Here is a 23,631-nt window from a genome sequence, read left to right on the forward strand (position 1 = left end):
CACCTCGGATCGGAAATTCCACCGAAAGGACGGGCCGATGCCGGCGAAACTCTTTGCTGCGGACTCGGTGCAGACCCTCGACGAGTTCGAGCTGCGCGCACTGGGCGTGGCCGACGCGCTGGGCGCGCGGGGCTTGCTGCCCGGCCACCGCGTGATGCTGAAGGCCGGCAACTCCGCCGGCTACGTGACCACGCTCTTCGCGCTGATGCACCTGGGCGTCTCGATCGTCCTCGTGGACCCGCAGGAGAAGGCCCAGCCGACCCGCGAGATCCTCGACCGGGCCGGCGTCCGGATGTCCATAGTGGACGACGACGCACCGCTGCCGGACGACGAAACCCCCGTGTACCTCTACGAACTCCTCGCCGACGCCGTGCCGGCCGAGCCCGGCGAGCGGCTGTGCTTCGACCGGTGGTCCGCACTGGCCGACAGCATCATCATGTGGTCGTCCGGCTCCACCGGCTCGCCGAAGGGCATCGTCAAGAACGGCGCCCGGTTCCTGAAGAACATGCGGCGCAACGCCGAGCAGGTCGGGCACCGGCCGGACGACGTGCTGCTGCCGCTGCTGCCGTTCTCGCACCAGTACGGCATCTCCATGGTGATGATCGCCTGGCTGACCCGCTGTTCGCTGGTGATCGCGCCCTACCGGCGGCTGGACCGCGCGCTGCGGATGGCCGGCCAGTGCGGCGCGACCGTCGTGGACGCGGCCCCGAGCACCTACCAGAGCATGCTGAACATCGTGCGCAAGCGCCCGGAGGCCCGGGCCGCGCTGGCGAAGGTCCGGATGTTCTGCAGCGGTGCCGCCCCGCTGGACAGCCCGGTGGTCGCCGAGTACGAGGCCGAGTTCGGCATGACGCTGCTCGACAGCTACGGCAGCACCGAGCTGGGCAACCTCGCCTTCGCCACCCTGGACAACCCGGTCGGCACCGGCCAGGTGATGGACGGCATCGGCGTCAAGGTGGTCGACGACGACGGCCGCGAGGTCGCCGCGACGGAGATCGGCGAGGTCGTCGTCGACTGCCCGGACATGCTGACCGGGCTCCTCGGCGACGACGGCGTCGTCACCCCGGTCGAGCAGGGCTGGTACCCCACCGGGGACTTCGGTTACCTGGACGCGAACCGCAACCTGTTCATCGCCGGCCGCAAGGCCGCCGTGCACCGCATGGGCTACACGCTGCACCCGGAGATCATCGAGCGGAAGGTCGCCGCGCGGGGCTGCAGCACCCGCATCGTCTCGCTGCCCGACGAGCGCAAGGGCGCCCAGCTGGTGTTCTTCGTCGCCGACCCGCAACGGCGGGAAAGCGGCTACTGGCGCGAGGTGCTGGGCGAGGTGCTGCCCGCCTACGAGCAGCCGAACCGGGTCGTCGTCGTGGACGAGTTCCCGGTCAACCGCAACGGGAAGCCGGACAAGAAGCACATGGAAGAGCTCGCCAGGGCCGGCGCGGGGCTCGCCGGATGAGCGGCACCGCGCTCGTCTTCCCCGGCATGGCGCCGAGCCGGTTCGCGGAGCTGACGAAGTTCCTCGTGCTGAACCCGCGCGGCAGGCGGCGCGTCGCGGAAGCCGACGAAGTCGTCGGCTACTCCGTGCTCGACGCCTACGCCGCAAGCGAAGACGACTACTCCGCCGCCGCGCAGCTGGCCTTCCTGGTCAGCTGCGTCGCACTGGGCGACGGGGTCCCGATCCGCCCCGGCGCGGTGACCGGGGTCAGCTTCGGGCAGAAGGCCGCCGCCGTGTACTCCGGCGCGCTGGCCTTCGCCGACGCGGTACGGCTGACCGCGGTCCAGGCGGCCTGCGAAGCGGAGTACTTCGCGTCACACCACCAGGACGTCGTCACGCACACCGTCATGCGGGTGCCCGACGACGGCTGGCGGACGGTCCTCGGCGAACTCTCGTGGTACGAGATCTCCGGCGTCGTCGACGACGGCTTCCACATGGTCTCGCTGCGCGAGGGTGAACTGGCGGAGTTCACCCGGCGGATCAGCGCGGTGGGCGGCTATTCGCTGTACACGATGCGGCCACCGGTGCACGCACCCGCGTTCGAGGCGTTGCGGCACCTGGCTTCGGCCGCGGCGTTCGGCGACTGCCCGCTGCGCGACCCGCGGCTGCCGCTGGTGTCCGATCAGGACGGTGCGGTGGTGACCACGGCCGCGCAGGTGCGCACGATGCTGCTCGGCACCTTCGACCGGCCCGTCGACTGGCCGTCGATCACCGGCGCGCTGCACGGGCTCGGTGTCACCGAGCTGCACTTCTGCGGCACGGACAACCTCTTCAGCCGGGTGCCGCGGACGAAGGCGTTCAAGGTCGTCGCGCACAACCCGAAGCTCGCGCTGCGCCCGGTCCACGCCGGGGTCTAGCGTGACTTCGGTTCGCGCTCCAGCCCGTGCCGCACGGCGTAGCGCATCGCCTCGACGCGGTTGCGCACGCCGATCTTCGCGAACGCGTTGTTGATGTGCGTCTTCACCGTGGCTTCGCCGATGAACAGCTCGGCCGCGATCTTGCCGTTGCTCAGCCCGGCGGCGATCAGGCCGAGCACCTCGGCCTCGCGCGCGGTGAGCCCGTCCGGCAGGCCTTCCTTGTGCGGCACGGCTTTCGGCGCACCCTGGCCGCCCGAGTCGAACAGCGCGCTCACGACCTGGCGCGAGACGTCCGCGCCGAACGTCAGCTGCCCGGCGACCACCGCCCGCAGCGCGGAGCCGATCTCGCCGCGGCCCGCCTCCTTCGTCAGGTAGCCGCGGGCCCCCGCGGCCAGCGCGCCGGCGATCGACTCGTCGTCCGAATAGGTCGTCAGCACCACGACGGCCACGTCCGGGTGGTCCTGGGTGATCCGCCGGGTCGCCTCGACCCCGCTCAGGACGGGCATGTTGAGGTCCATCAGCACGACGTCGAGCTCATCCAGCCGTCCGACGAGCTCGAGCGCCTCCGCGCCGTTGCCCGCCGAGCCGACCACCTCGACGTCGTCGAGCAGGCTCATCAGCGCGACCAGGCCTTCGCGCACGACCTGCTGGTCGTCGACCACGATCACCTTGATCGTCTGCGGCTCACCCATGATCCCCTCCGTTGTCGTCCGGGGCCCCGCGTCGGGTGCCAACGGGTTCCGGCACTTCCGCGAGCACCTGCCACTCCCCCCGGTCGGGCCCGACGCTCAGCCGGCCACCGACCTGCGCGAGCCGTTCCCGCATCCCCGTGACACCGAAGCCCTTCCCGGTCCGCGGATCGCCGCCCATCGGGTTGCGGACGGCGAGGCGGACGGACTCCGGTTCGAACCCCAGCACCACGGTCACCGGATGGCCGGGCGCGTGTTTCGCGGCGTTGGTCAACGCCTCCCGCGCGGTCGCCACGAGGCAGGCTACCACCGGGAAAGCGGGCGCCCGGAGGTCGCCTTCGGTGCGAAAGGACACTTCGGCCGCGTTCACCTTGCTGTGCCGCTGCGCCAGATCCGCGAGCGCCTGGGCGAGCGGCGGGACGTCGGCGCGCAGCGCGGCCACGGCGTTGCGCGCTTCGGCGAGACCGTCCACGGCCAACCGCCGCGACACCAGGATCCGTTCCAGCGCCTGGCCGTCCTCGTTCTTCTCCATCAGCGCCTCGGCGAGTTCGAGCTGCACGACAAGCGCGCCAAGGGAATTCGCCAGCACGTCGTGGATCTCCCGCGCGATCCGGGTGCGTTCGTCCAGCGCCGCCGCGCGCGCCTGCTCGGCCTGCGCGCGCTTGGTCTGCTCCAGCAGCGCCCGCGTCTGCGCCAGGTGGATCCGGTACTGCCGCCGGTTCAGCCCGAACAGCAGGATGATCACCAGGCCGAGCGGGTTGCCGAGGGTCTCGCCGAGCGAAACGTCCGCGAGCACGCCCCCGAGCACGCACAGCGCGATGTCGGCGCACCCGGTCGCGACGATCACCCGGACGCGCGGGGTGATCAGCGCCGCGAACCGGCCGAGCATGACGACGCCGATGACCAGCGCGGAGGTGTCCGAGGCCAGGCTGATGACCGGCGCCACGACGGTGGCGCCCGCGGCGAGCAGCACCGCGGCCGTCCGCGGCAGCCGCGCGTGGACGAGCACGAAGGCCACCCAGCACGCGACCGCCGCGCCGTAGGCCGCCCACACGACCGGCTGGGTCTCCGCGGTGGTCAGCAGCGTCGCGAGGATCACCACGGACCCCAGCAGCTGCACCACCAGCCAGCCCGGCGCCACGTTCTCGGGGAGCCTGAGGCCGCGGAGCACCTTGTCCATGGTCAGCAGTCTGCCGCATCACCGGCCGCCCGGCGCCCCGTGGTGGGGCAGGTTAGGGGTTGTCGGGTTTTCGCCGTCCCGCTTACCCTTGGGCGGTGAAGATCGCCTGCTGGCAGGCCACCCCGGACGACGTTTCGGCCGCCCGGCTGCGCGCCGTGGCGCGGCGGGCCGCGGCGGCCGGGGCGGTGCTGCTCGTCGCGCCCGAGCTGTCCGGCACCGGCTACCTGGCCGACGCCCGGCGGCTGCGGTCGCTCGCCGAACCCGCCGACGGGCCGCACTGCGCGGAGGTCGCCGCGATCGCCGCCGAGACGGGGATCGCCGTGGTGCACGGCTGGCCCGAGGCCGACGGCGACCGCGTGTACAACACGGCCCGGCTGGTCGGCCCCGACGGCCGCACGCTGCTCCGGTACCGCAAAAGCCACTTGTACGGGCCGGTCGAGCGTGCCGCGTTCGAGCCGGGTCACGACGGCGTGGTGCAGGCCGAGTTCGCCGGCCTCACCCTGGGCGTGCTGATCTGCTACGACGTCGAATTCCCCGAAGCCGTGCGCGCCCACGCCCTGGCCGGGACGCAGCTGCTCGTCGTGCCCACCGCGCTGATGGAGCCGTGCGCGTTCGTCGCCACCGGCCTCGTCCCGGCCCGCGCCTTCGAGAACCAGCTGTTCGTCGCCTACGCCAACTGGACGGGCGTCGCCTTCTGCGGCCTCAGCCGGGTCGTCGGCCCGGACGGGCGGGTGCTCAGCGGCGACGGTGAGCTCCGGTTCGCCGACGTCGACCCCGCCGAGATCCCGAAGGCCCGCGAACTCAGCCCCTACCTGGCCGACCGCCGTCCCGAACTGTTCGCCTGAGACGTCCACTATGGACTTGTCCGTGCTCGACACCTCGCCGGTCGTGGCCGGTTCGACCGCGCGGCGGGCGCTGGCGAACACGGTGGACCTCGCCGTGCTGGCCGACGAGCTGGGCTACCGGCGGTACTGGGTGCCCGAGCACCACGGGATGCGCGGGGTGGCGAGCTGCGCGCCGGCGGTCGTGGCGGGCCGGCTCGCGGCCGCGACGCGCCGCATCCGCGTCGGCGCGGGCGGCGTCCTGCTGCCGAACCACGCCCCGATCGTGGTAGCCGAGCAGTTCGGCACGCTGACGGCGTTCCACCCCGGCCGGATCGACCTCGGCCTCGGCCGGGCGCCCGGCGGGCCCCGCACCGCCGTGGACGCCGTCCGCGGCGAACGCGAACGGACCGCCCGCGGTTTCCGCGAGCAGGTCGAGGAGCTGCTCGGGTACTTCACCGCCGAGGGCAGGCCGGTCGCAGTCCCGGCGGTCGGCAACGCCCCGGACGTCTGGCTGCTCGGCTCGTCCCCGGCCGGCGCGCGGCTCGCGGGGGAGCTCGGGCTGGCCTACGCGTTCGCCCACCACCTGAACCCGGACGACGCGGCCGAAGCGCTGCGGGTCTACCGCACGTCGTTCCGGCCCGCTCTCCGTCCGGCGCCGGTGACCCTGCTCAGCGTGGCCGTGATCGCGGCCGAGACCGACGAACGCGCCGAGTGGCTCGCGGGTCCGGCCCGGGTGAAGCGGTGGCTGCGCCTGCGCGGCGAGCGCGTCCTGCTGCCACCGCCGGAGGAGGCCGCCAAGCACTCCCCCGCCGACGACGGCCGGGTCCTGGCGGGCTCGCCGGCCACCCTGCGAGACCGGCTGGGGTCGCTCGTGGACGCCACCGGCGCCGACGAGCTGATGGTGACCACCCCGGTGCACGACCACGCCGACCGGCGCCGGTCCTACGAGCTCCTCGCCCGGCTGCCCTTCGGGTGAGCCCGCTCCGCCACCCCGGCGGACCTGGCCACCGGGGCGCTGAGCCGCCGGGCCGCGACGGTGCTCACCTGGACGCCGGGGTGCTGATCGTCGGGGCCGGGCCGGTGGGGCTGACCGCCCGGGCGCCGCTGGACCGCTGGGGCTGTCGCCGTTCCCGCGGTCCCGCCTGGTCGACGTGCGGTCGATGGAGATCTGCCCCGGCCTCGGGATCGACCGCGCGATCGCCGCGCCGATGCTCGCGGTCCGCGCGCCGGTCCTGCTCGTCCGCGCGCTCGGACGACTCCGGGCCCGGCGGCCCGGTCTCCCGCCCGCCGCCGGGTGAGGACAATGGCCGCGTGAAGACCCACTGGGCCGTGGCCTGCGTGAAGACCCAGTGGTGGCGCGTGGCCCTCGTGGTCGCCGCCGTGGCCGTGGCCGCGTTCGCGCGTAATTTCGCGGGGTGGTTCGGGGGGCTGCCGATCCTCGTCTGGTGTTCGCTGGCGCGGTCGCCGTGGAACGGGGTGGTCGTCGGGCTGGTCCTGGTCGCGCTGCCGGCGTGGTTCGTGCTGCCGCGCGAGCTGGGCCTGGCCGGCCACCGGGTACCGGCGGCGATCGAGGTCTACTGGCTCCACACCACACTCGCGGCGATCGTGTGCGCGATCGGCGCGCGGCGGGGGCCGGTCCGCCTGCTGGTGCTCGTGCTGGCGGGCTTCCTCTTCGCTGGCGGCGCGTCGTTCGCCGCGTACGAATCCCCGCCTGGGGCCGAAGGGGTCGCGCCGGGTCCCGCGCAGCTGCGGGTCACCGAGGACTTCGGGTGTGGTTCCCACACCTGCTGGGGCGTCCTGGAAACCACCGGCGACCGGGCTCCCGAAGTGGTACGGGACTACCTCGCGGAGCGGCACTTCACACCGGCGCCGCAGAGCGAAATCACGCGGGTCCCGCGGTTCTGCCGGAGCACCGGGATTCTGGTGGACCACCGGGTGTGCGCGGAAGTCCGGCCACTTGCGCCGGACGCGGCGCGGGTGGAGTGGTACGTCGACTGAGGAGGGTGGCGCGGCGGGGCCGAAGCCGCCGCGCCACCCGGACCGCTCAGCCCGGCGCCACCGCCCGGCCCGTCTGCGGCGAGATCATCCCCGCGCACAGCCCGCGGCTCGCCAGGGTCTGCGCGATCCGCGGGATCGCCGCCCTCGTGTTCGCCGGCCATTCGTGCATCAGGATGATCTGACCGTTCGTGAGGCGGGCGTTGGCCTGGACGATCGCGTCCACGCTCGCGCCGTTCCAGTCCCCCGAATCGACGTCCCAGATGATCTGCCGGAGGCCGTACTTCGCCTCGACCGCCTGGACCGTCGCGTTGGTTTCCCCGTACGGCGGCCGGAACAGCCGGGGCGTGCCGCCGCCCGCCGCCGCGATCGCCTGCTGGGTGCGGGAGATCTCGGAGTCCACTTGGGACTGGCTCTGCTGCGTCAGGTGCGGGTGCGTGTAGCTGTGGTTGCCGACCCACATGCCGGCGCTCACCTCGGCCTGGACCTGGGCCGGGTACGCCGCGGCGTACTGGCCCTCGTTGAACATCGTGGCCCGCAACCCGTTCTGCCGCAGCGCGGTGAGCAGCGCCGGGGTGTTCCCGGAGGACGGCCCGTCGTCGAAGGTGAGGCCGACGTACCCGTTGCAGGCCGCGGCCTGCGCCGGCCCGACGGCGACGGTGCCCGCCACGGCCATCATGGCGGCCAGGATCCAGGGACGCATGATCAGCCCACCGTCAGGTTGGAGTTGCCGCTGCTCTGGTAGCCCTCGGTCGCGAGGATCATGTAGTAGTTGAAGCTGCCGAGCCGCATGCCGTACCGCGCCCACGCGTCGAAGTGGTTGCCGGTGGTGATGGTGCCGCCGGTCTTCTTCGACTGCCGGACGCTCCAGTACTGGTTGAAGGTCTTGGTCCCCTCGACGGACGGCGCGTTGTACCGGGTCGTCTGGTAGATGTCGTAGGTGCCGCCGTCGCTGGTCACCGTGCCCTTGTACGTGCCGGTCGGCCGGTAGGTGCCCCAGTTGTCGACGATGTAGTACTCGACGAGCGGGTTCGACGTCCAGCCGTAGAGCGCCAGGTAACCGTTGCCGGAGGGGTTGAAGCTGCCGGAGTAGTTCACGGTCCGCCGGCTGCCGTTGCTCCAGCCCTTGCCGCCGACGAAGTTCCCGACGTTGCTCCAGTTCATCCGGTAGTTGCCGCCGGAGCCGAGCGTCATCTGGACCGAGCCACCGCCGTCGGTCCAGAACGAGTAGTAGTAGCCGCCGTTGTTCCCGGTCTGGCTGGTGGTGATGACGGTGTCGGCCCGGGCGACGCCGGGCAGGAAGGTGGCGATGAGCGCGAGAACGGCCCCACCGGCGAAAACCCTGAAGCGTTTCTTGGTAAGCATGCTTCCTCCTCGTCGAGGCTGGCAGGCGAGCCAGGATGGCGAAAGCATGCGTTCGGCGGCGGTGGTGGGGCAATAACTTTCGGAAAGTTTCGGGTGTACGGAACAGATTCCCCGCTACTTGTCCATGAACCTCACCGCTGGGGCCGGGGCGTACGGGAAGTCGCTGCCGCAGGTGATGTGGTCCGGGGCCGCCACCTCGTCCAGGGTCGGCAGCGCCGGGCAGTGCCACCATGGCCGTCGCGACCTCGGCTGTGATCGTCGCCGGTGGCGCCGCGCAAGAGCTGTCGCTCCGGCGCAAGTCCGCTCGGGTGCTGGCCGAGCACGCGGCGCCGGCGCAGATGTACCTCGACGACGACACCCTCGTTCTCAACCGCGACCGGGACCGCACGCCCTAGCCGTTTCATCGGGATTTCATTCCCTTCCCCTACCGTCGCCGGCATGAGTCCGGACGAGTTGTACCTGGCCGGGTACCGGCTCGAGTTCTCCGGTTCCGCCCGCGATCTGCCCGAGATCGAACGGCTCTACCGGCGCGCCGCCGCGGCTGGGTCGGTTGAGGCGATGGCTCGGGTGGGCCTGCTCGTCGAGGGGCGGACGCGCGCCAGGTTCGAGAAACGGCCCGGGGACGGCGATCTCGCCGAAGCCGCCGAGTGGTACCGGCGGGGTGCCTACCACGGGGACGCCAAGGCGGCGTTCTTCCTGGGCCGGCTCTACGCCGAGAAGCTCGGCGACTGGGCGGCGGCCGAGCCCTGGTACCGCCAGGCCGCCCACGGTGGGCACGGCGAGGCGCGCAAGCGGCTGGCCGAAGGTCCCTACGGGCGCCGGCCCAGAAGCCGGACGGTGAAGGGCGGGTGTGCGGTGCTGGCGATCCTGCTCGTCGTGCTGGTGGCGAAGCTCGCCTGAAGCCGTCCGGGCGCCGGCCGAGGGGGACGGCGCCCGGACTCCCTCACTCCCGCAGCCCGATCGCCTCCACCGGCCGGGCCCGCAGCGCCACCGACGTCGCCAGTCCCATCGCCACCATCCCCAGCAGGATCGCGCCGCCGCTGATTCCGAAGTAGACGGACAGCGGCCCCGACGGCAGCGGGTTCCCCCGCAGCCCCACGTTGAGCAACCCCAGCGGCACCAACGCCACCAGCGTCCCCAGCACCACCGCGATCCCCACCGTGGCCAGCGCCTCGAGCCGCATCATGCGGGTCACCTGGCGGCGGGTCGTGCCGACCAGCCGCAGCAGCGCGAACTCCCGGCTCCGCTGCGCGGTCGTCAGGACCAGCGTGTTCGCCACCGAAATCGCCAGGTACCCGACGATGACGCCGACCGCGACGAGGTTCAGGTAGAACTGCGCCTGCCGGTCGCCGCCCTCCGGCGCGGCCACCGACGCCGCCGGGGCCACCACCAGGCCCGCGTACGGCAGCGCGCGCAACGCCGCCGACACCGCCGCCGGGTCCGCCTCCGGGGCGCGCCGCACCAGGACCGAGTCGTCCAGCCGGCCCCCGGTGTGCTCCCGTGCCAGCGCCACCGGCAGCAGGAAGTCGCCGAACGCCAGGTCACGCGTGTACGTGGCCACCAGCCGCAGCTTCGCCGGCGCGCCGTCGCCGAAGTAGAACGACACCTCGTCGCCGATCTTCTTGTCCAGCCAGTCCGCCTCCGACCGGCTCAGCGCCACCGCGTCGCCGGTCAGGTCGGTGAGCCGCCCGGCGTCGACGCCCGGTTCGAGGACGCCGCGGAGCTGGTCACCCGCCACGCCCTGCGCGGGCGTCCGCAGGACTTCCACGCTGTCGCCGACCGAGGACGCCGTGATCACCGACGTGCGCACCACCGGCGTCGCCGCGGCCACCCCCGGCACCCGGCCGACGGCCGAGGCGACTTCCGGCGAGACGCCGCCCGGGCCGGAAAGCACGTAGTCCGCGGTTGTCGAACGCGCGGTCTCCTCCGACGCGGCCGCCGTGGCGGACGTCGGGCCGTAGAACATGGCGAGGGCGAACGCGACCGCCAGCATCAGCGGGGTCGCCGCCGCCGCGACGCGCCGGGTGTTGGCCTGGGCGTTCGCGCCGGCCAGGTAGCCGCTGATCCGCCAGACCCGCGCGAGCACCGGGACCAGGAACCGCACGACCAGCCCGGTCACCTGCGGGCCGACCACGGCCAGGCCGACGACGATCACCAGCGTGGCCATCGACGACATCGCGGTCACCACCTCGCCGCGCAGGAACAGCGGGACCAGCGCGCCGCCGACCCCGGCCAGCACCAGGCCCCAGCCGGTGAGCAGGCGGCCGCGGCCGAGCTCACGCCGTTCCACCACCGCCTCGCCCAGCGCCTCGACCGGCCGGATCGACGACGGCCGCCGCGACGCCGCCCACGCGGCCAGCCGGGCCGCGCCCAGGCCGAGCAGCACCGCGGCGGCCAGCGGCAGCGGGCTGAACGCCAGCCCGAAGTCCGCCGGGACCACGCCGATCGCGGCGAACGCGTCCCGCAGCCCGGACGCGACGGCCAGCCCCAGCACGCTCCCGAGCACGCCGGCGACCAGGGCGATCAGCGTCGTCTCGGTGCCGATGAGCTTGCGGATCTGCCGCGGGGTCGCCGCGACCGCCCGCAGCAGCGCGAATTCGCGCCGCCGCTGGTTGATCGTCAACGCCAGGGTGCTCGCGACCACGAACACCGCGACGAGCAGCGCGAAGCCGCCGAACGAGCCGGCGATCGCCAGCAGCAGCGTCCGCGTCTGGCTGACGTCGAGGAATTCGATGCTGCTGCGCTCGACGCCGCTGGTCACGTCGACGCCGGGAACGGCCGCGCGCACCCGGTCGGCCAGTGCCTCCGGCGACACCCCGGGCTCGGCCAGGACGCCGATCGCGTGCACCTGCCCGGGCCGTCCGGCCAGCTCGGCGGCCCGCGCCGGGGTGAAGAACAGCGCCGACTGGCGCGACAGGCCGCCGACGACCCCGCTCACCCGGAACGTCTCCGGCGTCGACCGCGTCACGATCCGCACCTGCCCGCCGATGCCGACGTCGGCTCGACGCGCGAGGTCGGCGTCCAGCACCACCTCGTCGGCGGCCGCGGGCGCGTCCCCGCCGCGCAGGGTGAACGGCGCCAGCACGGCGGCGTCCCAGTTGTGGCCCAGGGACTGCGGACCGCCGAGCACCTGCCCGTCGCCGGTCACGACCTGGGCCGGGAAGCTCTGCTCGGCCACCGCCGCACGCACCCCGGGAACGGACGCGATCCGCCCTTGGAGGGCCGCCGGGACCGTGGGCTGCTCGCCCACCTGCACCGCCGACAGCGCGTCGGCGCCCGGGGGCCGCACGGTCTGCGGGCCGCCGACGACGACGGCCGCGGCGGCGTAGCGCTGGGTGGGGACGCCGGCGCGCAGGCCGGACTCCATGAGGACGCCGCAGGCCGCCACCAGGGCGGTGCCGCACAGGATCGCGACGAACGCGCCGGCGAACCCGCCGAGCCGGCTGCGGATCGTCTGCCAGGCCAGGTCCAGCACGGTCACCACTCCCCGAGGTGCGTCATCCGCTCCGCCACCCGCTCGGGGGTGGGGTGCGGGAGGTGGCCGGCCAGCTTGCCGTCGGCCAGGAAGAGCACGCCGTGCGCGGCGGAGGCGGCGACCGGGTCGTGGGTGACCATCAGGACGGTCTGGCCCATCTGCTCGACGACCGCGCGGAGCAGGTCCAGCACCTGCCGCCCGGTGCGGGTGTCGAGGGCGCCGGTCGGCTCGTCGGCCAGCACCACCTCGGGCCGGGTGACGAGCGCCCGTGCGATCGCGACGCGCTGCTGCTGCCCGCCGGAGAGCTCCGCCGGGCGGTGCTCCAGCCGGTTCGCGATCCCGACGCCGTCGACGACCTCCCGCAGCCACTGCGGGTCGGGCTTCCGCCCGGCGAGCCGCAGCGGCAGCGTGATGTTCTGCAGCACGTTCAGCGACGGCAGCAGGTTGTAGGCCTGGAAGACGAACCCGACGCGGGTGCGCCGCAGCCGCGTCAGCTCGCCCTCCTTCAGCTTGCCGATCTCGGTGCCGCCCAGCAGCACCTGTCCCGAGGTCGGCCGGTCCAGGCCGGCCGCGCAGTGCAGGAAGGTGCTCTTGCCGGAGCCGGACGGCCCCATCACCGCGGTGAACGTCCCCCGCGCCACCCCCGTCGACACGCCGTCCAGCGCGGTGACCGCGCCGTCACCGGTGCCGTACACCTTCCGCACCCCGGCCAGTTCCAGCGCATACGCTGTAGTCATCCTGTTCCCCTTCGTTGTCTCGCAAGGAAAACTAGGGCGGCGGGGCCGGGAGTTCGATCCCGTGGAGAGGTGGATCCGGGGTAGCGCCAGCACCACCACGGCGGGTGGGGTGGGACAGGTGGAACACTGTCGGCGTGACGACCCGCCTGCGCGAGTGCTGGTCGGCGGTTCGCTACCTCGTGGTCGGCGCCGGCACCTCGCTGTTGTCGATCTTCGCCCTCGTCGGGCTGTTCGCCGTGCTCCTGCTGTGCCCGTTCGGGATCGGGATCCCGTCGCTGGCCCCGGCGATCCGGCTGTCGCGGTGGCCGGTGGGGGTCGACCGCCGCCGGGCCGCGCGCAAGCTCGGCGAGGCGATCCCCGAGCCCTACCGGGACGGCTCCCCGCTGAAGGACCCGGCGACCCGCCGGGACGTCGCGTGGCTCGCGATCCACGCCGCGACCGGGCTGCTCCTCGGCAGCCTGGCGGTCGGCCTGCCGGTCGGCGCGGTCCAGCAGGTCGTCACGTCGTTCGTCTGGCCGGTGGTGCCGGGCGGCATCGCAGGCTCCCTCGGCATCATGGTCGACTCGTGGCCGCGGGCCGGGCTCGACCTCCTGGTCGCCGCCGCGATGGCCGGGGCCACGTTCCTGCTGCCGCGGGCCGCGCGCTGGCAGGCCACGACCGCGCGGAAGCTGCTGCGACCGGCCCCGGGCGTCGTGCTGGCCGACCGGGTCGCCGAACTGACCGCGACGCGGGCGGCGGCGCTGGAGGCGCACGGGGCCGAGCTGCGCCGCATCGAGCGTGACCTGCACGACGGCACCCAGGCGCGGATCGCGGCGGTCGTGCTGCAGCTCGGCGTCGCGGGCCAGCTCTACGAGCGCGACCCGGCCGCGGCGCGTGACCTGCTGGTGAAGGCGCAGGACACCGCCACCGACGCGCTGGCCGAGCTGCGCACGGTCGTCCGGAGCATCTACCCGCCGCTGCTGAGCGAGCGCGGCCTGGCCGGGGCGGTGCGCGCGCTCGGCGAGCGCAGCCCGGTGCCGGTCGCGGTCACCGTCGAGTACGAGACCGGCCGCCCGGCCGCGGTCGAGGCCGCCGCGTACTTCGTCGTGGCCGAGGTGCTGGCCAACGTCACCAAGCACGCCGACGCGTCCCAAGTGGACATCACGCTCGGCGGCACGGCGGGCCTGCTGCGCCTCGAAATCCGCGACGACGGCCGCGGCGGCGCCGACGAGTCCCGCGGCAGCGGGCTCGCCGGGATCCGGCGCCGCGCCGAAGCCTTCGACGGAACCCTGTCCCTGACCAGCCCACCCGGTGGGCCGACCGTGCTGCGAGTGGAGCTGCCATGCGGGTCGTGATCGCCGAGGACGACGCGCTGCTGCGCGAAGGCCTGTCGCTGCTGTTGAAGACCGCGGGCATCGAGGTGGCCGCCGCGGTCGACAACGCCGAGGACTTCCTCGCCTTCATCGCCGCCGACCGCCCGGACGCGGTCGTGATGGACGTGCGGATGCCCCCGACGCACCGCGACGAAGGCCTGCGCGCGGCCGTGCGCGCCCGCGAGATCCACCCGGCCCTGCCGGTGCTGGTGCTGTCCGCCCACGTGGAGACGAGCTACGCGGTGGAGCTGCTCGCCGACGGCGTCGGCGGCGTCGGTTACCTCCTCAAGGAGCGGGTCGGCAAGGTCGAGCGGTTCCTCGACGCCCTGCAGCGCGTCGCGAAGGGCGGCACGGCGATGGATCCCGAGGTGATCGGGCAGCTGATGTCCCGGCGCCGCGCCGCGGATCCGCTGGCCGCGTTGACCGCGCGGGAGCGGGAGGTGCTGGCCCTGATGGCGGAGGGCTACAACAACAGCACGATCGCCGAGCTCCTGGTCGTCAGCGACGGCGCGGTGCTCAAGCACATCCGCAACATCTTCGCGAAGCTCGGGCTGCCGTCGGACGAAGGCGGGCACCGCCGGGTGCTGGCGGTGCTGGCCTACCTCGGCCGGGACGCGGGGTAGCGCTGGCGCTACCCCGCTTCCGGGTGCCGGCGGGATCGTCCGCGGCCGCGGAAATCCCTAACGTTTCCGGCATGGACAACGACATCGCCACCACCCGCACCGCCGCCCCCGCCATCCTCTGGCCGGTCCTGCTCGTCAGCGCCGCGGTCAACGCGGTCGGCTCCTTCACCGGCCTGCCCGACCCGATCCGCATCACCGCCGGCGCGATCGCGACCGTGGCCCTGGTGCTGCTGGTCGTCCACCACGTCCGGCGACGGCGCTGAGCAAGGCCACCGCAACCAACACCGCGGCAATCACGAACGGGTTCACGGCGCCGAGGAACGCGCCGACGAGCAGCGGGCCCGCCGTCGCACCCAGATTCAGGGCCGCCGTTGTGTAGGAGCCCGCCATTGTCGGTGCGCCGGTGGCCCGGTGCAGGATCCGGGTGACCACCGTGCCGCCGACCGCGAACGACAGCGCGCCCTGGGGGAACGCGAGGACGGCGAGCGCCGCGGGCGCCAGCGCCGGCACGAGCCAGCCCGCGAGCAGCAGCGAGCCGCCGATCGCGATGACCCGGCCGGGCCACCGGTCCGCGAGCCGGCCCGCCGCCACCACCCCGGCGAAGCAGCCCACGCCGAACTCGGCGAGGACCACCGGCACCGGGGCGACGCCGTCGGCCAACGGCGCCAGGTAGGTGAAGACGCCGAAGGTGGCCGCGTTGACCAGGGCGCCGACCAGGAGCATCTCGGCAACCGGCCGCAGCTCGGCGAGCTCGGCCCGCAGGTCGGGGCCGCCGCCGGCCGGGGTGTCGGGGATCCGCCACACCCCGGCGAACGCGGGCACGCACAGCACGGCGACGACCCAGAACGCCGAGCGCCAGCCGAAGGCCGCGTCGAGCAGCGCCCCGCCGGGGATGCCCGCCACGCACGCCACGGTCGTCCCGCCGAGGAGGACGGCGAGCGCGCGGCCCGTCCGGTCCGGCGGTACGAGTGCGGTGGCCGCGGTCAGCGCCACCGCGAGGAACCCGGCGTTGGCGACGGCGGCCACCAGCCGCGTCCCGAGCAGGACGGCGAACGACGTCGTCAGCCCGCCGGCGACGTGCGTCGCGACGAAGACGGCCAGGAAGCCGAGCAACGCGGTGCGGCGCCGCCACGACCGCGTGAGCGCCGCCATCAGCGGCGCGCCGGCGACCATGCCGGCCGCGAAGGCGGAGGTCAGGTAGCCCGCCTGCGCGAGGGAGACGTCCAGCGCGGCGGCGATGCCGGGCACCAGCCCGGCCAGCATGAATTCGGACGTGCCCATGGCGAAGACCGCCAGGGCGAGGAAGTACAGGGGCACGCGAAACTCCAGGGGACACGGAATCGAAGGACGATTTCGTGGTCACCCGGGAAGCCCGGAAACGCGGGAGAGCGGGAGTTACCGGGCCGCCGGGATGACCGGCAGCCCCGCCCTGGACGCTTCGGGGCTCGACATGTCCCCGACCCTAACGCACCCCGAGCGCGCGGAAGCTCGCCCGGTAGGCCTGCGGGCTCGTGCCCACCACGCGCTTGAACCGCTCCCGGAACGCCCCCGGCGACCCGAACCCGACGTCACCCGCGATGCGGTCCACCGGGTCACCCGTCGACTCCAGCAGGTGCTGCGCCCGCCGGACGCGGGCCCGCAGCAGCCACTGCAACGGCGTCGTGCCCGTCTGCTCGCGGAACCGCCGGTTCAACGTCCGCGTGCTCATCCCCACCCGCGCCGCGATCTCCGCCAGCGTCAGCTCGGCGGCGCAGTTCTCGTCGATCCACGCCAGCACCGGCTCCAGCTCCGACCCGCGAGGGGTCGGCGGCTGGTCGTGCACGATGAACTGCGCCTGGCCGCCCTCGCGCTCCAGCGGCATCACCGACAGCCGGGCGGCGTCGGCCGCCACCGCCGAGCCGTGGTCGCGACGGATCAGGTGCAGGCACAGGTCCAGGCCCGCCGCCGCGCCCGCCGAGCTCAGGAGCTGCCCGTTGTCGACGTAGAGCACGTCGGGGTCCACGGCCACCGACGGGTACTGCCGCGCCAGCTCCGCGGCCGCCGCCCAGTGGGTTGTCGCGCGGAGACCGTCCAGCAGGCCGGTCTCGGCGACGACGAACGCGCCCGAGCAGATCGACGCGATCCGCGCACCCCGCGCCGCGGCCGAACGCAGCGCCGTGACGACGTCCGCGGGCACCGGCGGGTTCGACGCCCGGCCCGGCACGATGACCGTGTCCGCGTCCGCGAGCCCGCTCAGGCCCCACGGCGGCCGCAGCGTGAACATCCCCGCGTCCACCTCGGGTTCCGGGCCGCAGATCCGGACGTCGTAGGCGGGACGGCCGTCCGGCAGCCGCGTCCGCGAGAAGACCTCGATGGGGGTCGCCAGGTCGAACGGGACGACCTGGTCCAGCGCGAGGACCGCCACGATGTGCATGTCACCACGATAGATCGTCCACTAAGGACGGAGACTGCGCAGCATCAGGTTCGCGAAGTGCTCCCCCACCTGCTCCCCCGACAGCTCGCCGTCGGCGTGGTACCACATGCCGAGCCGGTGGATCGCGCCGAAGTGGTAGTTGATGACCAGGTCGGCGGGCACGTCGCCGCGGAAGACGCCCGCGCGCTGGCCTTCGGCCACCAGGTCGCGCACCCGCTCGTGGTAGGTGCGCCGCTCGGCCCGCACCTGGACCTGCTTGGACTTCTCCAGCAGCGGGAACGACTGGAAGAACACGGTGGCCGCGTCGAGGTCGGCGATGCTGGTGACCACGACGTCGGCGACGATCGCGTGCAGCCGTTCCGGCAGCGGGAGGTCCGACTCGGCGATCGTCACCATCCGCCGCGTCTGCATCCGCAGCATCGCGGTGTAGATCTCGAAGAGCAGGTCGTCCTTGGACTCGAAGTAGTGGTACAGCCCGCCCTTGGTGACGCCGGCCTCTTCGACGATCTCCCGGACCGTCGTGGCCTCGAAGCCCTTCTCGGCGAACAGGCGCACCGCCGCCCGCACGACCTTCTCCCGCACCGTCATGTCGCCACCCTATGTGAGCGGGCGGGCCGGTCCGCGACGCTGCCGCGAACCGGCCCGGTCCTCACTTGCCCAGCAGGTTGACCTGCTCCGGAGTGGCGCGTTCCCCGGTGTACGGCGTGATCGCCCCGGTGCCCCGGTCGGTGACCGACGGTGGCTGGATCACGGTCGTGGTGGTGTCCGGGTTGATCTTGAAGACGTACGCGCCGGTGTACCCGGAGTGCGAGTCCTTCGAGAACCCGAACGGCGTCAGCCCGGGGCCCTTGAGCGCGCCGGAGCTCATCGCGTCGACGACCTTCTGCCGCGTCGGGTCCGGCCCGGCGGCCTTCAGCGCCTGCGCGAACGTGTAGGCCTGCACCATCCCGAACAGCACGGTGTTGGTGAACGGCTCCTTCGGGATGTACTTGTCGTGGATGCCCTTGAAGTAGGCGACCCACGGGTCCGACGTCTGCGCGACGTCGGGCAGGTAGCCGGTGCCGATCAGGCCGGCCAGCAGCTGGCCGCTGGAGACGCTGGCGCCGCCGCGCTTGGCGAAGTCCTGCAGCAGCCCGGACAGCGTCGCCGGGTCCGCGCCGATGCTGCTGACCACGAACTGCGGGTGGTAGCCGATCTTCGCCGCGGCCAGGATGGCGAGCGCGGTGAACGCCGGGATGCACTCGCAGACGACGATTTCGGCGCCGGCGCCCTTGAGCGCGGACAGCTGCGGCGTGACGTCGGTGTTGGCGCTGTCGTAGCCCTGCCGGACGACGGTCTGGTCCTTGACGAACTGGTCGAGCCCGGCCTGGGTGTCGCGGCCGACGTCGTCGTTCTGCGTGAAGTAGCCGATCTTCTTGCCGGCGAAGTTGTCCTTGATGTACTTGCCCTGGACCTTGCCCTCGCGGGTGTAGTCCACCTGGTACCCGAAGGTCATCGGCGCCTTCTGCGGGTTGTCCCAGGCGAGCGCGCCCGACGACACCAGCAGGTCCGGCACGCCTTCGGTGTTCAGGTAGTCGATCACCTTCGAGTGCGTCGGCGTGCCCAGCCCGCCGACGATCGCGAACACCTTGTCCTGCAGGACGAGCTTCTTCACGACCTCGACGGTCTTCGTCGGGTTGTAGCCGTCGTCCTCGACGCGGTAGTCGACCTTGCGGCCGTTGATCCCGCCGCCGTCGTTGATCGACTGGTACACCGCGCGGGCGCCGACGGAGATCTTGCTGTACCCGGGCGCGGCCGGGCCGGTGAGCGGCTGGTGGGTGCCGATGACGACGGCGTCCTTCGTGACGCCGACGGCCGAGTCGGCGGCCTGCTGCCCACCGCCGTCGCTCTCCCCCGCGCCGCCGCACGCGCTGAGCGCGAGCGCCAAGGCCGCGAATCCCGCGACGGTCCTAGTGGTTCTCATGGTTCTCCTTCTGCTCGGCGGATCGGCGGAGAAGCCCGCGCAGTCGTTGGAAACCGCCCTGGATGCCACGCGGGAAGGCGAGCACGACGACGATGAGGATCACGCCGTACACCGCGAGCGGGAGGTTGTTGGCCACGTCGGTGTTCAGGTGCAGGACGTCGGCGAGGTCCTCCGACCACGCCTGGAAGTAGACGAGCGCGACCGCGCCCCACAGCGCGCCCCACAGGGACCCGAGCCCGCCCAGCACCACCGCCGCCAGCAGGCTCAGCGACAACGCGGGCGTGAACGAGCCGGGTGCGGCGGTGCCGAGCAGGAACGCCTGCAGGCCACCGGCGAGGCCGCCGCACACGGCGCTCACGAGGAACGCCAGGATCTTCGTGCGGCCGACGGCGATCCCGCTCAGCGACGCGGCGACCTCGTCGTCGCGGACCGCGCGGAAGTCCCGGCCGAGCCGCCCGCGGACGATGTTCACCACCAGCACGAGCGCGAGGAGCACGCTGAGCCAGACGATCCAGGTCTGCCAGCGCAGCTCCGGAACCAGGCCGACCACTCCGGACGGTCTGCTGTGGACGGTGAAGCTGAGTCCGTTGCTCCCGCCCAGGAAGTCCGGGAACCGGCGGGTGAGCGCGGGCAGGCCGACGGCCAGGGCCAGGGTCGCCCCGGCGAGGTACGGGCCGCGCAGCCGGGCCGCGGCGGCCCCGGCCAGCAGCCCGGCGAGCCCGCCGGCGGCCGAGGCCAGCAGCAGGTCGGCCCACAGCGGGAACGACGGGACGCGCCGCACCAGCAACGCCACCGTGTAGGCGCCGATGAACATGAACGCGCCGTGGCCCAGGGAAACCTGGCCGGTGAGGCCGGTCAGCAGGGTCAGCCCGGCCACCGCGATCAGGTAGTAGCCGATCGTCGCGATCCGGAGGTTGGTGAACTCGTCGGTGACCAGGGTCAGCGCGACGACGACGGCCAGCGCCCCCAGCGCGGCCAGCGCGTGGACGAGCAGGGGCGGCAGCTTCCGGATCTTTTCCGGTGCCTTCACCGGGGTTTCCGGAAGACTCGTGCGCACGGTCATACCCGCCTCACCTTCGCGCGGCCGAACAACCCGGCGGGGCGCACGGTCAGCACGACGACGAGGATGGCCAGCGCGGCGATCGTCACCATCTCCGGTCCGAGGTAGCCGGACACGTAGGAGAGTCCGATGCCGAGGACGAACCCGCCCGCGATGGTGCCCAGCGGGTTGTCGAGGCCGCCGAGGACCGCCGCGGTGAGGGCGTAGACGAAGACGCCGTCCAGCACGTTCGGGAAGAGGAACGGTGGTGTGGCGAGCAGCCCGGCCAGCGAGCCGACGGCCGCGGCCAGTCCCCAGCCGACGGTGAGCATCAGCCCGACGCGCACGCCGAGCGTGCGCGCCACCTCCGGGGCGAACGCGGCCGCCCGCATCCGCAGGCCCAGCGGTGTGTACTTGAACACCACCAGCACGAGCGCGGCGATGGCGAGGACGATGAGCACCACGAACAGGTCGTTGGCGGAGAACCGGCCGCGGAAGTCGAAGGCGTACGGGAACGCCAGCGGCTCGTTGGACCAGATCATGCCCGCGACCGCCTGCAGCACCAGGAGCAGGCCGAGGGTGACGATGATCGAGCTCAGCTCGGAGCGGTGCCGCAGCGGCCGGATCAGCAGCCGTTCGGTGGCGACGCCCAGCACGGTCCCGGCACCGATCGCGACGGCGAAGCCGAGCCAGTAGCTGCCCGTCGCCTTCGTCACCGAGTACGCGAGGTACGTCGAAATCAGCGCGAGGGCGGGTTGTGCGAAGTTCACCACCCGGGTGGCCCGGTAGATGATGACCAGGGCGAGCCCGAGCGCCGCGTACACCGCGCCGCTGGAGATCCCGCCGAGGGTCAGGTCGAAGAAGTCCTGCATACCGGACCGTTCACCTCCTGCTGGGTGGTTCGGAAGTCTCAGAAACCGAGGTAGGCGTGGCGGAGGCCGTCGTCGGCCAGGAGTTCCGCCGCGGTGTCGACCGCCACCACCCGGCCGAGCGCGAGGACGTACCCGCGGTCGGCGATGGACAGCGCGCTGTGGGCGTTCTGCTCGACGAGCACCACGGTGAGCCCGGTGGCGGTCCGCAGGTCCCGGAGGATGGCCATGATCCGCGCGGTGATCAGCGGCGCGAGCCCCAGCGACGGCTCGTCCAGCAGCAGCAGCTCGGGCCGGCTCATCAGCGCCCGGCCGATGGCCAGCATCTGCCGCTCCCCGCCGGAGAGCGTCGAGGCGGGTTTCGCCGAACGTTCTTCCAGCGGCGGGAAGAGCTCGTACATCTCCCGGCGCGCGGCCGCGCGGTCGGCGCGGTCCCGCCGCCACAGGGCGCCCAGCCGCAGGTTCTCGTCGACGGTCAGTTCGGTGATGACCCCACCGCCTTCGGGAACGTGCGCCACCCCGCCCCGCGCGATCCGGTCCGGCGCCAGCCCGGTGAGTTCCTTGCCGTCCCAGGCGATCCGGCCGCCCCGGGCGGGTTCCAGCCCGCTGATGGTGCGCAGCAGCGTGGTCTTCCCGGCCCCGTTCGCCCCGAGCACGGCCGTGATCCCGCCCCGCTCGACTTCGATGCCGACGCCGTCCAGCGCGCGGACCGCGCCGTAGGCCACGGAAAGCTCTTCGATCTCAAGCACCGGGCGCCTCCTCGGCGGGGTCGCCGAGGTAGGCCTCGGCCACGCGGGGGTCGGCCTGGATCTCGGCCGGGGTGCCCGCCGCGATCACCTCGCCGAAGTTCAGCACCACCACGCGGTCGCAGACCTGCATCACCAGGTCCATGTGGTGTTCGACGAGCACGACCGCCATGTGGCGCCGCAGCGAGAGGATCAGCGTCGACAGCTCGACGAGCTCGGCGGCCGACAGCCCGCTCGCGGGTTCGTCGAGCAGCAGCAGGTCCGGTTCCGCCACCAGCGCCCTGGCCAGCGCGACGCGTTTCCGGACGCCGTAAGGCAGCACGCCGGGCAACCGGTCGGCGAGGTCGGCGATCCCGAGTTCGCCGAGCGTCGCGCGGGCGCGGTCGGCCAGCGCGGCCTCGTCGCGCGCCGAGCGGCCGGCGCCGGCGAGGGCCGGGAGCAGGCCGGTCCGGGCGTGGCGGCCCGCGCCGGCCATCACGTTCTCCAGCACGGTCAGCCCGGCGAACAGGCCGAGGCCCTGCAGGGTCCGGACGATCCCGAGCCCGGCGAGGTGCTCGGGGCGGTGCCGGCCGAGCGGCTTCCCCCGCCACAGCACGCGGCCCGCCTGGGGCCGGACGAAGCCGCAGACGACGTTGAACAGCGTCGTCTTGCCCGCGCCGTTGGGCCCGATCACCCCGACCACGGTGCCCGCGTCGACGCTCAGCCGGACGTCGTGCAGCGCGGTGAGGCCGCCGAAGCGCACGGTGAGGCCGTCGACGACGAGCAGTTCCTCGCCGGGAAGGGTCATCGATGACTCCCGTCTCACCATGTGGACCAGGCCGTACCGCGCGGTCGGTATGAAGAGGGTGGGGTGCGGCGCCGGTCGTGTCAAGGTGCGAACCACCGAAAACCGGATCTTCCCGGCCGGTCCGAAAATTTCGGCAAGACCGGTACTCGGGGGAAGTGCTCACCACGCGAGAAGGGCGGGTGCGCCGGTGCGCACCCGCCCTTCCCGTGCCGGCCCGGCTCAGCCGATGCTGGCCTGCGGAGCGATCATCGAAGAGGCGTCGAGCTTCGTCTGGATGACGCCGAGCTGCTGCAGCAGGTCCGGTACCCGCTGGATGCGGCGGGCGTCCAGGGTGGACCCGAAGGCGGGCATCACCATCAGGCTCGCGATGTCCTGGTCCACCCGCGCGTTGCGGACCACCAGCGGCTCGACGCGGGCGCGGTCCACCGCGGCGCGCGTCGCCTTGAGCATGGCGCGCTGGAACGCGGCCAGGGTCTTCGGGTGGTCCTGGGCCCACTTGGCCGTGGCGCCGTAGCCGGTGAGGGGGAAGGCCTGCGTGCTGCCGCTGGCGGCGTCGACCACCGGGTACGCGCCGGCCGTCTTGGCGGCCTGGGTGAGGAACGGCTCCGGCTGGTAGGCCGCGTCGACCCGGCCCTGCGCCAGTGCGGCCCCCATCTCCGGCAGCGGCATCGGGACCCACTGCACCTTGGCGGTGTCGATGCCGTGGTCGCGCATCACCGACTGGGTCAGCACGTCCGAAGCGGCGTTCTTCGAGCTGATCGCGATCCGCTTGCCGCCCAGGTCGTTCACGGTCTTCACCGGCGAGTTCGGCACGGTGACGACCACGTTGCTGCGCGGGCTGGCCGAAGTGGCGTCGGAAACCAGCTTCACATCCGCGGAGCCGCTGCTCTTCGCCAGGAAGAACAGCGTGTAGGTGGACAGCGCGAGGTCGTCCTGGCCGCCCACCATCCGGGTCAGCGTCTCCTGCCCGCTGGCGCCGACGTCGGTCTGCACCTCGAGCCCTTCGGCCTTGAAGTAGCCACCTTCCTGAGCCAGCCACAGCGTGGCGAGGTCGACGGTGGTGAGGATCGCGACCCGGATCGACGGCTTTTCGACGGCACCGGCGGACGAGGAACCGCCCGGCTGGCTGCACGCACCGAGCAGGGAAACGACCATGGCGAGCAGCGCAAGCCGGCGGGTCGAGGCGCGTTGGGGCATACCACTCCTCGGAAAAGAATCTTTC

General features: G+C 73.0%; 26 protein-coding genes. 11 read left to right on the plus strand and 15 right to left on the minus strand.

What is annotated here, in order from left to right; genetic code table 11:
* Positions 1 to 37: 37 nt before the first annotated feature.
* Positions 38 to 1,456 (plus strand): class I adenylate-forming enzyme family protein, encoded by a 1,419-nt coding sequence (locus ACH54P_RS22235; protein ID WP_489915684.1) that lies wholly within the window; start codon positions 38 to 40, stop codon positions 1,454 to 1,456.
* Positions 1,453 to 2,352, plus strand: coding sequence for an ACP S-malonyltransferase (locus tag ACH54P_RS22240; protein WP_489915685.1), 900 nt, complete (start codon positions 1,453 to 1,455; stop codon positions 2,350 to 2,352). The genes ACH54P_RS22235 and ACH54P_RS22240 overlap by 4 nt, the downstream gene beginning before the upstream one ends.
* On the opposite strand, the gene ACH54P_RS22245 is transcribed toward ACH54P_RS22240, so the two are convergent.
* Entirely contained in the window at positions 2,349 to 3,044 is a 696-nt protein-coding gene (locus tag ACH54P_RS22245) for a response regulator (RefSeq protein WP_489915686.1), read from the minus strand. The two genes, ACH54P_RS22240 and ACH54P_RS22245, sit on opposite strands and share 4 nt — an antisense overlap.
* Entirely contained in the window at positions 3,037 to 4,221 is a 1,185-nt protein-coding gene (locus tag ACH54P_RS22250) for a sensor histidine kinase (RefSeq protein WP_489915687.1), read from the minus strand. Before ACH54P_RS22250 ends, ACH54P_RS22245 begins: the two co-directional genes overlap by 8 nt.
* Before the next feature lie 95 nt (positions 4,222 to 4,316).
* On the opposite strand from ACH54P_RS22250, the gene ACH54P_RS22255 reads away from it, so the two are divergent.
* The 4 genes from ACH54P_RS22255 to ACH54P_RS22270 all read left to right on the plus strand — a co-directional run bounded on the left by ACH54P_RS22255 (position 4,317) and on the right by ACH54P_RS22270 (position 7,043).
* Entirely contained in the window at positions 4,317 to 5,066 is a 750-nt protein-coding gene (locus ACH54P_RS22255) for a carbon-nitrogen hydrolase family protein (protein ID WP_489915688.1), read from the plus strand.
* A gap of 10 nt (positions 5,067 to 5,076) precedes the next feature.
* The gene (locus ACH54P_RS22260) at positions 5,077 to 6,021 is read left to right on the plus strand and encodes an LLM class flavin-dependent oxidoreductase (RefSeq protein WP_489915689.1); all 945 of its coding nucleotides are present in this window, start codon (positions 5,077 to 5,079) and stop codon (positions 6,019 to 6,021) included.
* A 184-nt stretch (positions 6,022 to 6,205) separates the two neighbouring features.
* Entirely contained in the window at positions 6,206 to 6,343 is a 138-nt protein-coding gene (locus tag ACH54P_RS22265; protein WP_489915690.1) for a hypothetical protein, read from the plus strand.
* A 13-nt stretch (positions 6,344 to 6,356) separates the two neighbouring features.
* Positions 6,357 to 7,043: a hypothetical protein gene (locus tag ACH54P_RS22270; RefSeq protein ID WP_489915692.1), complete on the plus strand. Its 687-nt coding sequence runs from the start codon at positions 6,357 to 6,359 to the stop codon at positions 7,041 to 7,043.
* A 46-nt stretch (positions 7,044 to 7,089) separates the two neighbouring features.
* Here the strand turns inward: ACH54P_RS22270 and ACH54P_RS22275 are convergent, their stop codons facing one another.
* Both ACH54P_RS22275 and ACH54P_RS22280 read right to left on the minus strand, forming a co-directional pair.
* A complete protein-coding gene (locus ACH54P_RS22275) occupies positions 7,090 to 7,743 on the minus strand; it encodes a polysaccharide deacetylase family protein (protein WP_489915694.1) in 654 nt (217 codons plus the stop codon).
* A 2-nt stretch (positions 7,744 to 7,745) separates the two neighbouring features.
* Complete coding sequence (locus ACH54P_RS22280) at positions 7,746 to 8,405, minus strand: glycoside hydrolase family 11 protein (RefSeq protein ID WP_489915696.1); 660 nt, start codon at positions 8,403 to 8,405, stop codon at positions 7,746 to 7,748.
* Positions 8,406 to 8,635: 230 nt separating this feature from the next.
* On the opposite strand from ACH54P_RS22280, the gene ACH54P_RS22285 reads away from it, so the two are divergent.
* Both ACH54P_RS22285 and ACH54P_RS22290 read left to right on the plus strand, forming a co-directional pair.
* The gene (locus tag ACH54P_RS22285) at positions 8,636 to 8,800 is read left to right on the plus strand and encodes a hypothetical protein (protein ID WP_489915698.1); all 165 of its coding nucleotides are present in this window, start codon (positions 8,636 to 8,638) and stop codon (positions 8,798 to 8,800) included.
* A 43-nt stretch (positions 8,801 to 8,843) separates the two neighbouring features.
* Entirely contained in the window at positions 8,844 to 9,305 is a 462-nt protein-coding gene (locus tag ACH54P_RS22290) for a tetratricopeptide repeat protein (protein ID WP_489915700.1), read from the plus strand.
* A gap of 43 nt (positions 9,306 to 9,348) precedes the next feature.
* Here the strand turns inward: ACH54P_RS22290 and ACH54P_RS22295 are convergent, their stop codons facing one another.
* Together ACH54P_RS22295 and ACH54P_RS22300 are read right to left on the minus strand one after the other, a co-directional pair.
* Entirely contained in the window at positions 9,349 to 11,889 is a 2,541-nt protein-coding gene (locus ACH54P_RS22295; protein ID WP_489915702.1) for an ABC transporter permease, read from the minus strand.
* Positions 11,883 to 12,617, minus strand: coding sequence for an ABC transporter ATP-binding protein (locus tag ACH54P_RS22300; protein ID WP_489915704.1), 735 nt, complete (start codon positions 12,615 to 12,617; stop codon positions 11,883 to 11,885). The genes ACH54P_RS22295 and ACH54P_RS22300 overlap by 7 nt, the downstream gene beginning before the upstream one ends.
* Before the next feature lie 134 nt (positions 12,618 to 12,751).
* Between ACH54P_RS22300 and ACH54P_RS22305 the strand changes: the two genes are divergently transcribed.
* The 3 genes from ACH54P_RS22305 (at position 12,752) to ACH54P_RS22315 (ending at position 14,855) form a co-directional block, all read left to right on the plus strand.
* On the plus strand, positions 12,752 to 13,951 hold the full coding sequence (locus ACH54P_RS22305) for a sensor histidine kinase (RefSeq protein WP_489915706.1): 1,200 nt from the start codon (positions 12,752 to 12,754) through the stop codon (positions 13,949 to 13,951).
* Entirely contained in the window at positions 13,939 to 14,592 is a 654-nt protein-coding gene (locus tag ACH54P_RS22310; protein WP_489915708.1) for a response regulator, read from the plus strand. The genes ACH54P_RS22305 and ACH54P_RS22310 overlap by 13 nt, the downstream gene beginning before the upstream one ends.
* A gap of 71 nt (positions 14,593 to 14,663) precedes the next feature.
* Entirely contained in the window at positions 14,664 to 14,855 is a 192-nt protein-coding gene (locus ACH54P_RS22315; RefSeq protein ID WP_489915710.1) for a hypothetical protein, read from the plus strand.
* Here ACH54P_RS22315 and ACH54P_RS22320 read toward each other — a convergent pair.
* From ACH54P_RS22320 to ACH54P_RS22360, 9 genes are all read right to left on the minus strand, one after another.
* Positions 14,785 to 15,921, minus strand: coding sequence for a Cmx/CmrA family chloramphenicol efflux MFS transporter (locus ACH54P_RS22320; protein ID WP_489916570.1), 1,137 nt, complete (start codon positions 15,919 to 15,921; stop codon positions 14,785 to 14,787). The genes ACH54P_RS22315 and ACH54P_RS22320 overlap by 71 nt on opposite strands.
* A 133-nt stretch (positions 15,922 to 16,054) precedes the next feature.
* Positions 16,055 to 17,005, minus strand: a complete 951-nt coding sequence (locus ACH54P_RS22325) for a GlxA family transcriptional regulator (protein ID WP_489915712.1) — start codon at positions 17,003 to 17,005, stop codon at positions 16,055 to 16,057.
* 21 nt (positions 17,006 to 17,026) lie between these two features.
* A complete protein-coding gene (locus tag ACH54P_RS22330; protein ID WP_489915714.1) occupies positions 17,027 to 17,593 on the minus strand; it encodes a TetR/AcrR family transcriptional regulator in 567 nt (188 codons plus the stop codon).
* 61 nt (positions 17,594 to 17,654) lie between these two features.
* Positions 17,655 to 18,968 carry an ABC transporter substrate-binding protein gene (locus ACH54P_RS22335; protein WP_489915716.1) on the minus strand — a complete coding sequence of 438 codons (1,314 nt, stop codon included), beginning with the start codon at positions 18,966 to 18,968 and terminating at the stop codon, positions 17,655 to 17,657.
* On the minus strand, positions 18,955 to 20,031 hold the full coding sequence (locus tag ACH54P_RS22340; protein WP_489915718.1) for a branched-chain amino acid ABC transporter permease: 1,077 nt from the start codon (positions 20,029 to 20,031) through the stop codon (positions 18,955 to 18,957). The genes ACH54P_RS22335 and ACH54P_RS22340 overlap by 14 nt, the downstream gene beginning before the upstream one ends.
* A complete protein-coding gene (locus ACH54P_RS22345) occupies positions 20,028 to 20,879 on the minus strand; it encodes a branched-chain amino acid ABC transporter permease (protein ID WP_489915720.1) in 852 nt (283 codons plus the stop codon). Before ACH54P_RS22345 ends, ACH54P_RS22340 begins: the two co-directional genes overlap by 4 nt.
* A gap of 38 nt (positions 20,880 to 20,917) precedes the next feature.
* A complete protein-coding gene (locus tag ACH54P_RS22350) occupies positions 20,918 to 21,625 on the minus strand; it encodes an ABC transporter ATP-binding protein (RefSeq protein ID WP_489915722.1) in 708 nt (235 codons plus the stop codon).
* Positions 21,618 to 22,409: an ABC transporter ATP-binding protein gene (locus ACH54P_RS22355; protein WP_489915724.1), complete on the minus strand. Its 792-nt coding sequence runs from the start codon at positions 22,407 to 22,409 to the stop codon at positions 21,618 to 21,620. Before ACH54P_RS22355 ends, ACH54P_RS22350 begins: the two co-directional genes overlap by 8 nt.
* Before the next feature lie 219 nt (positions 22,410 to 22,628).
* Positions 22,629 to 23,606: an ABC transporter substrate-binding protein gene (locus ACH54P_RS22360; protein ID WP_489915726.1), complete on the minus strand. Its 978-nt coding sequence runs from the start codon at positions 23,604 to 23,606 to the stop codon at positions 22,629 to 22,631.
* Between the last annotated feature and the right edge of the window lie 25 nt (positions 23,607 to 23,631).

Source organism: Amycolatopsis sp. N2S4-7, assembly GCF_058119595.1.

Coding starts and splice junctions, on each gene's coding strand:
- ACH54P_RS22280 (WP_489915696.1), bottom strand. CDS start 8,405: ATGCTTACCAAGAAACGCTTCAGGGTTTTCGCCGGTGGGGCCGTTCTC.
- ACH54P_RS22240 (WP_489915685.1), top strand. CDS start 1,453: ATGAGCGGCACCGCGCTCGTCTTCCCCGGCATGGCGCCGAGCCGGTTC.
- ACH54P_RS22300 (WP_489915704.1), bottom strand. CDS start 12,617: ATGACTACAGCGTATGCGCTGGAACTGGCCGGGGTGCGGAAGGTGTAC.
- ACH54P_RS22355 (WP_489915724.1), bottom strand. CDS start 22,409: ATGACCCTTCCCGGCGAGGAACTGCTCGTCGTCGACGGCCTCACCGTG.
- ACH54P_RS22285 (WP_489915698.1), top strand. CDS start 8,636: ATGGCCGTCGCGACCTCGGCTGTGATCGTCGCCGGTGGCGCCGCGCAA.
- ACH54P_RS22250 (WP_489915687.1), bottom strand. CDS start 4,221: ATGGACAAGGTGCTCCGCGGCCTCAGGCTCCCCGAGAACGTGGCGCCG.
- ACH54P_RS22290 (WP_489915700.1), top strand. CDS start 8,844: ATGAGTCCGGACGAGTTGTACCTGGCCGGGTACCGGCTCGAGTTCTCC.
- ACH54P_RS22260 (WP_489915689.1), top strand. CDS start 5,077: ATGGACTTGTCCGTGCTCGACACCTCGCCGGTCGTGGCCGGTTCGACC.
- ACH54P_RS22315 (WP_489915710.1), top strand. CDS start 14,664: ATGGACAACGACATCGCCACCACCCGCACCGCCGCCCCCGCCATCCTC.
- ACH54P_RS22235 (WP_489915684.1), top strand. CDS start 38: ATGCCGGCGAAACTCTTTGCTGCGGACTCGGTGCAGACCCTCGACGAG.
- ACH54P_RS22310 (WP_489915708.1), top strand. CDS start 13,939: ATGCGGGTCGTGATCGCCGAGGACGACGCGCTGCTGCGCGAAGGCCTG.
- ACH54P_RS22245 (WP_489915686.1), bottom strand. CDS start 3,044: ATGGGTGAGCCGCAGACGATCAAGGTGATCGTGGTCGACGACCAGCAG.
- ACH54P_RS22360 (WP_489915726.1), bottom strand. CDS start 23,606: ATGCCCCAACGCGCCTCGACCCGCCGGCTTGCGCTGCTCGCCATGGTC.
- ACH54P_RS22265 (WP_489915690.1), top strand. CDS start 6,206: ATGGAGATCTGCCCCGGCCTCGGGATCGACCGCGCGATCGCCGCGCCG.
- ACH54P_RS22275 (WP_489915694.1), bottom strand. CDS start 7,743: ATGCGTCCCTGGATCCTGGCCGCCATGATGGCCGTGGCGGGCACCGTC.
- ACH54P_RS22335 (WP_489915716.1), bottom strand. CDS start 18,968: ATGAGAACCACTAGGACCGTCGCGGGATTCGCGGCCTTGGCGCTCGCG.
- ACH54P_RS22330 (WP_489915714.1), bottom strand. CDS start 17,593: ATGACGGTGCGGGAGAAGGTCGTGCGGGCGGCGGTGCGCCTGTTCGCC.
- ACH54P_RS22325 (WP_489915712.1), bottom strand. CDS start 17,005: ATGCACATCGTGGCGGTCCTCGCGCTGGACCAGGTCGTCCCGTTCGAC.
- ACH54P_RS22340 (WP_489915718.1), bottom strand. CDS start 20,031: ATGACCGTGCGCACGAGTCTTCCGGAAACCCCGGTGAAGGCACCGGAA.
- ACH54P_RS22345 (WP_489915720.1), bottom strand. CDS start 20,879: ATGCAGGACTTCTTCGACCTGACCCTCGGCGGGATCTCCAGCGGCGCG.